The 12,239-nt window shown below is 45.8% G+C and carries 13 protein-coding genes; 10 read left to right on the forward strand and 3 right to left on the reverse strand.

Annotated features, from left to right (window positions below):
• Positions 1-23: 23 nt before the first annotated feature.
• Both F569_RS0103755 and F569_RS16330 read right to left on the reverse strand, forming a co-directional pair.
• Positions 24-1,160, reverse strand: a complete 1,137-nt coding sequence (locus F569_RS0103755) for a hypothetical protein (RefSeq protein WP_026941110.1) — start codon at positions 1,158-1,160, stop codon at positions 24-26.
• 383 nt (positions 1,161-1,543) lie between these two features.
• Positions 1,544-2,020 (reverse strand): DUF11 domain-containing protein, encoded by a 477-nt coding sequence (locus F569_RS16330; protein ID WP_051279237.1) that lies wholly within the window; start codon positions 2,018-2,020, stop codon positions 1,544-1,546.
• A 231-nt stretch (positions 2,021-2,251) separates the two neighbouring features.
• On the opposite strand from F569_RS16330, the gene cpaB reads away from it, so the two are divergent.
• The 8 genes from cpaB (at position 2,252) to F569_RS0103800 (ending at position 10,093) form a co-directional block, all read left to right on the forward strand.
• Positions 2,252-3,184: a Flp pilus assembly protein CpaB gene (cpaB, locus tag F569_RS16335; RefSeq protein WP_051279239.1), complete on the forward strand. Its 933-nt coding sequence runs from the start codon at positions 2,252-2,254 to the stop codon at positions 3,182-3,184.
• Position 3,185: 1 nt separating this feature from the next.
• A complete protein-coding gene (locus F569_RS0103770; RefSeq protein ID WP_026941111.1) occupies positions 3,186-4,520 on the forward strand; it encodes a type II and III secretion system protein family protein in 1,335 nt (444 codons plus the stop codon).
• A 9-nt stretch (positions 4,521-4,529) separates the two neighbouring features.
• The gene (locus F569_RS0103775; protein ID WP_026941112.1) at positions 4,530-4,784 is read left to right on the forward strand and encodes a hypothetical protein; all 255 of its coding nucleotides are present in this window, start codon (positions 4,530-4,532) and stop codon (positions 4,782-4,784) included.
• A 130-nt stretch (positions 4,785-4,914) separates the two neighbouring features.
• The gene (locus F569_RS0103780) at positions 4,915-5,769 is read left to right on the forward strand and encodes an AAA family ATPase (RefSeq protein WP_026941113.1); all 855 of its coding nucleotides are present in this window, start codon (positions 4,915-4,917) and stop codon (positions 5,767-5,769) included.
• A 59-nt stretch (positions 5,770-5,828) separates the two neighbouring features.
• Positions 5,829-7,307: a CpaF family protein gene (locus tag F569_RS16340; RefSeq protein ID WP_051279241.1), complete on the forward strand. Its 1,479-nt coding sequence runs from the start codon at positions 5,829-5,831 to the stop codon at positions 7,305-7,307.
• A 2-nt stretch (positions 7,308-7,309) separates the two neighbouring features.
• Positions 7,310-8,269, forward strand: coding sequence for a type II secretion system F family protein (locus tag F569_RS0103790; RefSeq protein WP_026941114.1), 960 nt, complete (start codon positions 7,310-7,312; stop codon positions 8,267-8,269).
• A 7-nt stretch (positions 8,270-8,276) separates the two neighbouring features.
• Complete coding sequence (locus F569_RS0103795) at positions 8,277-9,200, forward strand: type II secretion system F family protein (RefSeq protein ID WP_034387163.1); 924 nt, start codon at positions 8,277-8,279, stop codon at positions 9,198-9,200.
• Positions 9,201-9,202: 2 nt separating this feature from the next.
• Positions 9,203-10,093 (forward strand): tetratricopeptide repeat protein, encoded by an 891-nt coding sequence (locus F569_RS0103800; protein WP_026941116.1) that lies wholly within the window; start codon positions 9,203-9,205, stop codon positions 10,091-10,093.
• Between the two features lie 245 nt (positions 10,094-10,338).
• Here the strand turns inward: F569_RS0103800 and F569_RS16345 are convergent, their stop codons facing one another.
• Positions 10,339-10,938, reverse strand: coding sequence for an exopolysaccharide biosynthesis protein (locus tag F569_RS16345; protein ID WP_051279245.1), 600 nt, complete (start codon positions 10,936-10,938; stop codon positions 10,339-10,341).
• Positions 10,939-11,014: 76 nt separating this feature from the next.
• Between F569_RS16345 and F569_RS0103810 the strand changes: the two genes are divergently transcribed.
• Together F569_RS0103810 and ppa are read left to right on the forward strand one after the other, a co-directional pair.
• Complete coding sequence (locus F569_RS0103810) at positions 11,015-11,638, forward strand: LysE family translocator (RefSeq protein ID WP_026941117.1); 624 nt, start codon at positions 11,015-11,017, stop codon at positions 11,636-11,638.
• Positions 11,639-11,700: 62 nt separating this feature from the next.
• Positions 11,701-12,225, forward strand: coding sequence for an inorganic diphosphatase (gene ppa, locus F569_RS0103815; protein ID WP_026941118.1), 525 nt, complete (start codon positions 11,701-11,703; stop codon positions 12,223-12,225).
• Positions 12,226-12,239 lie beyond the last annotated feature (14 nt).

Below are 12,239 nucleotides of genomic sequence, written 5' to 3' on the forward strand. Positions count from 1 at the left end.
CCAAATGTGTGTTGATTTATGCGTTATTTAACAAACGCACGAATTGTCACAGTACCTGTTGTCGAAACAGCAGGTGCCACGGGTGCCGGAAGCGACGCGCCGGTCAGATTGATAACACAAGCACCGCCTGTACAATCTGTGTTCGCCGCCGGAAGAGCCGGAGATGAGAAAGATCCACCTGTGAAGTCACCGCCAAAGACAGCGCCTGCAAAATCCAGCTCGTCAGCCAATACGTCATTAATGACGATATCAGTTGCACCTGCAGACCCTGTGTTTTCAACAGTAATCACATACTCGACACATGCTCCAGGGATACTATATCCGCCTGAAGCTGATCCTGGAATGACTGAACAACCTGTTCCGTCTTCAGAATGAACTGTTACAGCTTTGGACGCGTTTACGTCCGCTGCAGCAACAATGTAAGTCCCTGTTGCAGAGTGGTCACCTGCATTTGCGCCTTCATTGGCTGTTCCTGAACCGTCTGCGAGGACATTTTCAGCCGCGCCTGTCAGTGTATTACCATCGCCGTCACCTGTGACAGGGTCACCTGCATTTGGTGATGTAGATGGCTCTAATGTGTCAGCAACGAGCGTAAGATCGGCAGTTGTGCCATCTGTTGAACCAACAGGAATATCCTGCGTGACAACGACCCAAAGGACTTCATCAGGTCCAAGCTCTGGCGGATTGGCCGGATCATAAGTGATCGGCGCGCCATCTCCTGCGCCCGGCTCATAAACCCCGTCACCATCGTCTATATAATAGACAAGAACAGGTGTTGCGCCTGCCGGATCATCGGTATCAAAGTCGTCTCCGCCTTCTTCAACTACGCTCAAAGCATAAGCTTGCGTATCGTTACCATCGTTTGTGACAGAGAAGACGAGTTCTTCGTCTGTAGAACCCGGTGCTGTTGTATTGTCACCATTTGAAGCAACTGTAAGGTCGATTAAACGGTCAACTGTAAATTCAGTTGGTCCATTCGGATCAGCTGGATCGCTTGTGTCGATGACAGGCTGCGTTACGCCGCCCACATCATATGTTAGAGTAAATGTGTTTTGCACATTTGTTCCGGCTGGCGTTAATTGTGCGTGTGCACTACCTGCCGTGAAGACTGTAAGAGCGGTTGCTCCCAGCAGCCCTTTCAAGATTGTTGTTTTAGTCATTATATAACCCACTTCCTATGTTAGTTAATGGATGTCTTCTAGCATCTGTTGGTTAAATCAGTGCTTAGAGGCGTAGTTAATAAAGGCCTTAAATTTGTTGTTATTAAAACTATAAAATAATATTTTATATAACAAATACAACGACTTAAATATATATCAGCTTGTTACATTTATGTTTTATTAGCTGTTTTCGAACTTAACGTTACGGCAAAACAACTTGAAAATTCAAAAGAATTTAGGCCTTTAGCCCATAGGTTTTTCGCTGCGGTTAGATTTATTATTGGCTCAAGAAAATATTGAATATCAATACTAGACTTATAACCAAAAACAAAAAACCCGCCAATCGGCGGGTTCCAGACTCATAACTATATAGCTTAGTATTTTTATTTCAAAATACCCTTGAAAGAGAGGTTTCCTGTTTCGCCTACCTCAATGGGCCCTGTCACTGTCCATCTTATATGCGTGATATCTTCGTCAGCTGCGAACCTTACATTGCCATCTGCGCCAACCTTGCGAAGAACGGAACGTTCAGCAAAGGACTGACCGCCATCTACAGAGTACACAGTCTTTGCGCCTGCCTTATCGGCACTACCATCCATAAATTTAATTTCGCTCGGTACAGGCATTGTCAGAACAAGATCTGAAGCGGGGGCTGCATCATCATTTGTGAAGTTAAGCGTGTAGACAATTCGCTCACCGGGGACGACCATTTCAGCAGGACCTCGCGTTATATTTTCTGTTCCGTCAGGCATTTGTACCACGACTTCTTTTTCGACAATTTGCTTAGCAGTAAGAGCCGAAGCTGAGGCAGAAGCCAAAAGTGACGTTGCAGCGATTATTGCAAGTGTAAGATGACGCATAAGATTCTCCGTCGGAGTTAGTTGAACTTGCTAACATCATACATGTCTATGCTTAATAGAAATCTAAGAGAGCTGTATTTTTTTAAAGCAATTTAGTTAATGCTCATTCACCTATTATTAAGCCTTCATTTAAGCTATATCTAAACGCTGTTTCTTGACAGAAATTTTGAACCCTTACCCTAATAGCATGAATAACGTCCTCCGGGAGAAGACTTAGATGAAGGAATAGGCATGCGCCTCAATACTGTTGTAACACTCGGAGCGTCCGCTGCATTTGGCGTAATGGCCGTCATCTTAGCCCGCGGCTGGATCAATGAGGCTATTGAAAGTGAATTTCGAGACAGCCGTCCAATATCTATGACATCGGCGCCAAAAGTACAAAATACGTTCCCAGTTGTCATCGCAGCGAATGATTTGAATTTTGGCGATACCTTAACTGAGGACTCCTTGCGTGTCGTTGAATATCCGGAAGATGCTGTTCCTCAAGGTTCATATACTTCAATCAATGAAATTTTTACAGATATCACAAAACGCACAGTCGTTCTGAACCAGATGCGTTTGAACGAACCTCTCATGAATTATAAAATAAGCGGACCAGGCGGCAAAAGCTCTCTCTCAGCACGAATTTCAGAGGGTTACCGCGCCGCAGCCATCCGTGTCGATGATGTAAGCGGAGTCGCAGGATTTATAGTCCCCGGCGACTTCGTTGATGTAATATTCACTCGCGACAATCCACAAAACACTCAAAGACAAGGTGATCAACCCGACCTTATAGCTGACGTTTTGTTACAGAATATAAAAGTCTTAGGCATTGACCAAAACTTGAATGAAAACTCAAGCACGGCAGATGTTGCTCGAACTGTTACAGTTGAAGTAAAAACTGCCGACGCACAGAGTTTACATTTGGCACTGGAAAGCGGCACGTTATCATTGACACTTCGCTCAGCTGGGGAAACGGCTCTTGAATCCTCACTTACAGTTAAAGCGTCTCAACTTGGAAAAGTGCCTGCCAAATCAATAAAGCGGCAGCTAGGCAAACCCAAAATCGTTACCTCCAAAGCCGAGAGACCCAATGTGGCACAAGTCACAATCATTAGAGGCGAAACACGGGACGAAGTATCTGTCTTGCGAGAGGATACAAAATTAGAAATGGCTGGTGGATAAGATGAAACGCAACCTCATAAACACGGTTTGTTTTGCACTAAGTGCCGCCGCAATGATAGCCGCGCCCGCAAATGCCAAATCCTGGGTCGATAGTAGTTCATCAAAAACGCGGGTGGCCGCTAAAGTCGTCAAAGATGATATGGTGCTCATGCGGACTGAGTCGGCTTTCAAAGAAGTTCGCGTCGCGAATGCTGAGATTGCCGACGTTGTGGTCTTAACCGATAAGTCTTTTCAGGTCATGGGCAAAGCCCGCGGCAAGACAAATGTCATGTTATATGATGCGGATAAACGCTTGGTCGATATTGTCGATGTCACAGTCGGGTTTGATATGGCAGGGCTTAAAAAATCGCTTTTCGAAACATTTCCAAATGACAAAATCGAAGTTCGCAACATGGCGGGCGGCGTATATTTGTCGGGCAATGTGTCCACTGACTCCGTTGCGCGGCAAGCTGAAAAAATTGCGCAAGCTTACGCCCCTGACCGCGTTACAAATGGATTATCAATTAAGGATTCTCACCAAGTTATGCTTGAGGTCAGGTTTGTCGAAGCCACTCGCGATGCTGTAAAAGAACTAGGCATTGGGCTCTTAACGCAACGCGCTGGCGATTTCGCGTTTCAAAATGGTTCAGCCTTAGCCAATCCCGTTTTATCTGGTGTTTTGCGAAACACCTTTGGGCGCACTACATTGGACACGTCTATTGAGGCCTTGGAAGAAAAAGGTGTAATTCGCACCATGGCCGAGCCAAACCTCGTCTCAATGTCTGGTGAAACAGCTAGCTTTCTTGCTGGCGGTGAATTTCCAATACCTGTTCAAGCCGACCAAGGCCGGATAACTATCGAGTTTCGTCAATTTGGTGTGGGACTCGCCTTTACACCAACGGTTTTAGATGACGGAATTATCAACTTGAAAGTCGCTCCAGAAGTCAGCCAACTCGATAATACAAACTCTGTACGCGTCGGAGATATTCAAGTCCCTGCCCTACGTGTGCGCCGCGCGAATACAACAATTGAACTCAGAAACTCACAAAGTTTTGCTATCGCAGGTCTTTTGCAAAATGAGAGCAGTAATCGTAAAACCCAAACGCCGTGGATTGGGGACATCCCTGTATTAGGTTCGCTCTTTCGCTCTACACGTTACCAGAAAGCGGAAACTGAACTCGTTATCATTGTTACCCCACGCCTCGTGCAACCGGCCTCTGATATTTCAAAGCTCGCGTCACCACTCGACAGCCTCTCTATTCCAGGCGATGTGGAGAGTTTTTTAAGTGGAGCTTTGGAGGGGCCAGTTGCAGAGCAAGGCGGTCTATCGGGAAGCTATGGATATGCACAAGAATAGGAAAATAAGATGAAATCAATTTTGACAATAACCTGTCTTGCCAGTCTATCCGCTTGCGCGACAACGCAGCCAGCCCTTCAAAGTGGGTCTTCAGAGTTTGGCGTGGCCGTACGACAAAATATAGCTGCTCAAGCTGTAGCCCCGACAGCGAGGCAAAAAGCCGATACTTATATCCCTGCAGATGCAACCAAGCGGGCTAAAGCGCGCGAGAGCTACCGCAATGGCGAAACGCCCGAGCCCACACCCATAACAACAACAGATTAATTCAAAGAAACCCATCAGAAGGAAGGCTAATAATGACCATTTCGACATTTTTTAAATCCTTCGCAAAATGTAAAATAGGGCCAGTTATTATCCGGGGCGAAAACCCGAATACGGGCGCTTAGGAGTGGTTATGACAGCATCAATTATGGTCAATAATGACATGCTTGACATCCCTGAGACTGAAAATCACGTGCACTGCATATCCATTATGGGCGCGGCAGGCGGTGTTGGCGCAACTAGCCTATGCGTTCAAATTGCGCATAATATTGCGATGGAAAGTCAGAAAAACACAAACCGAAAAGAACGCACAAAAGAACCGCGTATATGTCTTATTGATTTAGATTTTGAAGGCGGAGCCTGTTCGCATCATCTAGATCTTGCGCCGAATATGTCTGTGTCCGATTTAACAGTCTCCACGGATGGTATTGACCGGGCCTTCGTTTCAGCTTTAACTTCAACCCATTCTTCAGGTATTGATCTCATTGCAACGCCCAACAGCTTGGGCGGAAATGATATGGTAAACCCGTCAACCATCGTCTCTTTATTGGATATCGTTTCTCAGATGTATGACCACATTGTGATCGATGTTCCGCGTTATTGGAGACCTTGGAATATCGCAGCTATAGGCGCGTCTGACAGGTTTATTATTCTTACGGAGCTGACGATACCTGCTTTGCATTTGGCGCGGATGAGAATGAATGCTGTAGAAGAAAAACTCGGTGAACATATTCGTGCAGAAGTCATAATCAATAAATTTGAGCGCCGATCTTTCCGAAATGCCTTGCGTCAGAAAGATGCTGAAACGGCTTTAAATAGAGACATCACAGCAACAATTTGTATTGACACTGATACACTGCGAGACGCGATTAATTGCGGCGAACCAGCAGGTGTTGTGCGTCCGGAAAGTCGTTACGTGAAAGACAGCCGCAAAGTTTATAAATTGCTTCAGCCAGAGCAAATTAAAAGCAAACGCTCCGCCGCGTAAACCTCTCTTTAATCGTATTTTTAAACGCGGAATTATTGCCCATTTGTTAAGTCGAACGCATGGGTCGATTTTCAAATATTTTAAGTAATGTAACGCCATCTGAAACACCTGTTTCAGCACCGCTAAAGACGGTAGCCCAAAGCTCACCTCAAGATCTGATCTCAGCTGTCAAAACTGTTGAACCGATCAAAGAATCCACTGCGCCCAGCAAAGCATCTTCAAAAGAAGATGAGTGGCTGGATATTAAAATAAAAATGCATAGCCGCTTAATTGATGAAATTGACTTGGCTGCGCTTGACGGCATGGAAACACCTGTTTTGCGCGAAAAAGTTCATGCTGTTGTAAAAGAGATGGTGCATGAGGATAAGCTAAAACTAAACTCAAGCGAAATTGATGATTTAGCCTCCGGCATATTCGACGAAATGACTGGCTTGGGCCCCCTTGAACCCATACTTCAGGATGAAACCATTTCTGATATTTTGATAAACACCCATGAGCAGGTTTATATTGAACGGCGCGGCGAGTTAGAGCTTTCAAAAGTTCGCTTTGCCGACGAAGCCCACCTCTTGCGTATTATTAACCGAATTGTTTCTACAGTCGGGCGGCGCGTGGACGAAAGCCAGCCGCTTTGTGATGCCCGGTTGCTCGACGGCTCCCGCGTTAATGTTGCGATTGCACCTGTGGCTGTAGACGGTCCTCTTGTTTCTATTCGGAAATTTTCAAAGTCTCCTTTAACGCTCGACAAACTTGTAGAATTCAATGCAATCCCGGATGTTGTGGCTCAATTTTTATGGGCAGCGTGTAAAGCACGCGTAACAATTCTCATTTCAGGTGGTACAGGTTCGGGAAAAACGACACTTTTAAACGCATTATCACAATCAATTTCTCACAAAGAAAGATTGATTACGATTGAAGACGCCGCCGAACTCCAATTGCAACAGCCTCATGTCGCACGCATGGAAACACGCCCTCCGAATATTGAGGGCAAAGGCGAAATTCGTCAGCGCGGACTAGTAAAGAACGCATTGCGCATGCGTCCTGACCGCGTAATTCTTGGTGAAGTTCGTGGCGAGGAAGCTTTTGACATGCTCCAAGCCATGAATACGGGTCACGAGGGGTCAATGGCGACCCTTCATGCCAATACCCCACGCGATGCGATTACAAGGCTAGAGCAGATGGTTGCGATGGGCGATATGAAAATTACGCCCGAAGCTGTCGCCGGACAAATCGCATCAGCGGTTGGCATTATTGTGCAAGCCGTGCGATTGTCTGACGGACAGCGCAAAATAACGTCCATATCTGAAATTACGGGTATGGAAGGCGCAATTATTCAAATGCAGGAAATTTTCAATTACACGCGTACTGGAACGGGTCCAAAGCACGAAGTCATTGGGGAGTTCCGGTCGACCGGTATTCGGCCACGTTGCCTTGAAGAGATCAAAACCCGGGATATTCCTTTACCTGAAGGTCTGTTCGAACCTAAAGTTTTACCCGCTGGTAAAATTACGGAAAAAACGATCAAAGAACGTGTGGGTTAGTCGTGAACACTTACCCAATATGGCTCATTTATCTTATGGTGTTTTGTGGAGGCTTTTTAGCTCTACAAGCCTTCATGGGGGCTGGGCGTCAAGCGGCTGTTAAAGTCAAAATGGCGAACGACAGGCTTCGCCGCATGCAGACAGAAGAAACACAAGCGGATGTGGTCGCAAAAATCAGAAAATCACGCAGCCTTACGGAGTCAGGAGACTTAAAAGGAGCCCTTATCTGGCTCAATAATTTAGTCTTGCAGTCAGGCCTTCGCTTGGGTGCCAATAACATCTATTACATATTGGCTGGAATGGCGGTCAGTTTGGGCCTCATGCTATTTCTCCTTAAAGGAACTTTAATTTGGGTAGGAATAGGCGCGATTTCAGGACTAATCATACCAATTCTAGGTCTAAAATTTTTGGTCAAACGTCGCCGTAATAAGGCAGTTAGCCAATTACCTGAGGCCTTAGACGTTATTGTTCGATCTCTTTCAGCAGGGCATCCCGTACCTGTTGCGATGGCTCTTGTAGCACGAGAAATGTCAGACCCTATAGGGTCTGAATTCGGTATTGCCAGTGATGAAGTCTCATTTGGATCAAAAGTAAGTACCGCAATACAGCGCCTTTCAGACCGTATAGGCCATGATGATTTTGAACTTTTCTCTGCAATGATACGCCTTCAAGAACGCACGGGTGGTAACCTTGCAGAACTATTGCGTGCCAACGCAAAAACCACCCGAGACAGACAAAAAATGCGCCTCCGTATTAAGGCTTGCTCCGCAGAGGGCCGAATGTCTGCAATGATCCTCAACATTGCGCCTATCGCTCTATTTATGTTGATCAAATTTACATCTCCTGACTTTTACGGCGACGTATCTGATAGCGACCTTATAAAGCCTGCTTTTATTGGTGTGGCGATCTGGATGACTATCGGTAATCTTGTCATGCGCAAAATGATAAATTTCAGAATTTAGTCGCGCCATGCTTAGTTTTACAAATTCTCTCACAATTATCGTCGCCTTAAGTTTCTTGGCTATATCCATTGGCTTAATGTTTCTTGCTGCGCGTAACGCATTTAATCATAATCGACAGCTGAATAAGCGTCTTGTAAGCAGCAATGACGCTGACATTGAAAACATTGGTCTCAAACCAAAAAGAAAATGGCTCTCCCGCATGGGCGACCATTTAACTTTACCCGGAGCTGAAGAAATAACACGAATCCGCTCAGAACTTGCCAAGGCCGGGTATTACGATGAAGCAGCTGTGAAAACATTCTATGCAATAAGAGTGATATCGCTCTTCGGCCCGCAACTCATATTACTGCTTTGTTGGAGCCTTGTTTGGGAGAATATGGGAGCGAAGAAGATTATTCTTTTAGCTTCGACCTTGGCGGTATCAGGTCTTCTCGGACCAAATATGTTTATCCGCTGGAAACAAAAGCGCCGCACACTGAGATGCAAAGAAGGCTTTCCAGATATGACCGACCTTATGGTCGCCTGTATTGAAGCAGGTCTTGGGTTGGACGCAGCACTTATGCGCGTGAGTAATGAACTCGGCGGAAGATATCCGGCCTTGAAAGTTAATCTTGAAATTATGAACCTCGAGTTACGAGCGGGTCGAGAGCGTCATAAAGCGATGATGAACTTTGCAGAACGGATAGGTTTAGAGGAAGCGAAGGCACTCGCCATAATGCTAAGACAAGCTGAAGAGATGGGTTCATCAATGGGAGCGGCGCTACGTACGTTCTCAGATGATATGCGCACAAAACGCATGTTGCTTGCCGAAGAGAAAGCCATGGCACTATCCGCAAAACTAACAATTCCTCTGATAGTCTTTATTTTTCCGACCCTAATGGTCATGCTGTTACTGCCTGCAGGCATTCGTTTGGCTGAGACATTGAGTTAGATATGAAGCGAAGTCTGTTTCTAATTCTCGTTTTTGTAGCCAGCCTCTCCTGTAGCGCATTTGCAGAAGAGGCAACCGATGTCCCTACGCCAGAAATTTCGCCAATAGAGCGTTCGTCTAATAGCGTTTTTGATCTGCTTGCCCCCTTAATTGAAGCTCGGAACTTTTATGAAAATGGACAATTCGAAGAAAGTTATCAAAGTTACTCAGCAGTTTTCTTGCATGATCCGGATAACATAGATGTTCTTTTTGGCTTAGCACGCTCAGCTTTGAAAATTGGAAAAAATGATATCGCTGTAAAAGCTTTTATACGGCTCTCAAAATATGACTTAAAACCTGGTCAGGCCCTTGAACAATTTGCTGGGTTAGTTTTAGCTGAGACCGCCGCAGGAACATTAGAAAACCCTGAAGCGAGATTAAAACAAGCCATAAAAATTACGCCTAATGATCACAGATTGTGGAATGCTTTAGGGCAGTTTTATGATTCACAAAACCGATGGGATGAGAGCAAAACGGCATACGGAGAAGCGCATTTAGCAGGTTTTTCCTTGGCAGGTCTTAATAACAATATTGGGATGTCATATTTAGCTCAAAAAAAATATAAAATCGCAGAAGCCTACTTTCATAGAGCTCGTATAGCTAATCCAAATCAGGTTCAGTTTGAGAATAATCACCGCTTTTCACTGCTAATGCAGGGTAAGTATAATCGGGCTCTGAAGAATCTCGCCTCCGCACAGGCCGGACTTATCCTGAGTGATGCTGGATTTATCGCGCTTCAACGTGAGGAGTATCTCTTGGCCAGAATTCTTTTGGAAAAATCTATAGAGGTCAGTCCGCGATACAATGAACAAGCGGTTCGCAATCTTGAGATACTAGGGTCTGTGGACAATTAAGGTTGAGTTAAGACGGGCGCGATTTTGAACGAATTTGAGGCGCAGACCGCAAGGTGGTGTTTGCACCACCGAGGATTTGCAACGCAGAAGTCGTTCAAAAGCGCCGCGCCGCTTCGCGGTATGGACAAAATCACCTATTTCGTCGTCGAAAAGCCTCGCCGTGCGGACGCACGCCTTCGAATTTTCTTCTAAAATTATGTGATTTTGCCTCATATCTTAATCTTAACCTTAATTTTCCACAGACCCTAGAAGCCAGACATGATGAGGTTCGTTACGCCAAACGCTACACCAACGCTCAGCAAAAAACCCATTATAATCAAAACTCCATCACGAGCCGTGATGCCCAATCCCAATAAACCAATAATAAAAGCGGGTGCAACAACACCAAAAGGTACCATTCCCAAAGGAAGTAAAGTCGCGGCCAGAATAATCGCGAGCAAGGCCGTAAATGCTTGCATAGGCCCGCTAGTAACCCAAGGTAGTCTTGGCCTGATCACGCTATCAATTTTGCGCAAAAAGGGAGACACTTTATCCTGAGTTTTCTCTAGCGCAGAGTCTGAAATTTTAACTTTTCGCAATATTGACGGCATCCAAGGATGTGGCCGTCTAAACAAAAGCTGCAAAGCAAAAATGATAACAACCAAGCCAAAAGCTGCAGGTAAACCCGGGATTGCTCCTATGGGCGTCATAAGGAATAAACTGCAAAGTATCATGACAGGGCCAAAAGCACGATCGCCAAAGGCTTTGACCAAATCCACTAAGTCAACTTTTTCCCCACCTGCGGCTTCTCGCGCTCTTTTGAGGATATCCTCTAAGGGTTTATCTGGTGTATCCGCGGCATTCATACTCTGCCGATAGCATAAAATTTAAAGCATGCCATAAAAGGATTGCACATATCTGCTAAGCTTTTTAAGGGGCGTTATGTCTTTGGAACTCTGGCTGGCGCTAGTCGCTCTGTTTGGTATTGGCGGTCTTACCCCCGGCCCCGCAGTTATGCTCGTGATGGCGTCGTCTTTTCGCTACGGCTTCAGGCCGGCCATGTTACCTGCACTCGGAATTGCCAGCGCAAATGTGATTTGGTTATTGCTAGCAGCCTCAGGCGCGGCGGCCCTTGCTACAACTTTTCCCAAGGCTTTTTTAGCACTCAAAGTCGCAGGCGTTTTGGTGATTCTTTATTTAGCCCTGTCTGCGATGTTCGGCCCCCTCCACGACCCCAATGCTCAGGCCGCAGAGGCGCCGCCTCGGGGGAAGCTATATTCAAGAGGTCTTGCCTTGCAGCTCTCAAGTCCAATGCCGCTTGTCTATTTTGGCCTGTTACTACCCAATTATTTTGATCCGTCCTATTCTATTCCTCAACAAGTTTTTATTATGTTTGTCACTGTAACAGCGACTGAGTTACTGGGCTTAGGCGCATATGCTTATGGCGCGCAAAAAATCAGGCGCTGGCTCAATAATGAAAGACAAGCACGGGCTTTTAACATTTTTATAGGCTTGGTCATGATTGCTTCAGGATTATGGGCTATTTGGTCCACGAGCAGCCATTAAGCCTTGCATTCGCAATCAGCCGCGCTAAGACGCGCCCGACTTAAAATATATGAGATAAACACATGGATATGTCCAAAATTTCTGTCGGTGAAAACCCTCCCTATGACGTCAATGTCATTATTGAGGTTCCCCTTGGCGGAGAGCCCATAAAATATGAACTTGATAAAGAATCTGGAGCTATGTTTGTGGACCGGTTCCTCTACACTTCCATGCGTTATCCCTGTAATTATGGTTTCATCCCGCACACATTATCAGATGACGGAGACCCAACTGATGTTTTAGTTGTTGGTAATCGCGCCCTTGTGCCGGGGGCTGTCATTCGGGCCCGCCCCGTCGGCGTTCTTATGATGGAAGACGAAGCTGGAATAGACGAAAAAATTGTGGCGGTTCCACATAATAAGCTTACGCAATATTATGACCAGATTCAGGACTACACTGATCTGCCCCAAGTACTGCAAGACCGTATTCCGCACTTCTTCGCACACTACAAAGACCTTGAACCCGATAAATGGGTCAAAATTTTGGGATGGGAGTCCAGAGAAAAAGCAGGTCAACTTATAAACCAAGGCATCAAAGCCGCGATTTAAAATCCTCAGTCTAA

It is taken from the genome of Hellea balneolensis DSM 19091 (assembly GCF_000428525.1).
GTDB lineage: Bacteria > Pseudomonadota > Alphaproteobacteria > Caulobacterales > Maricaulaceae > Hellea > Hellea balneolensis.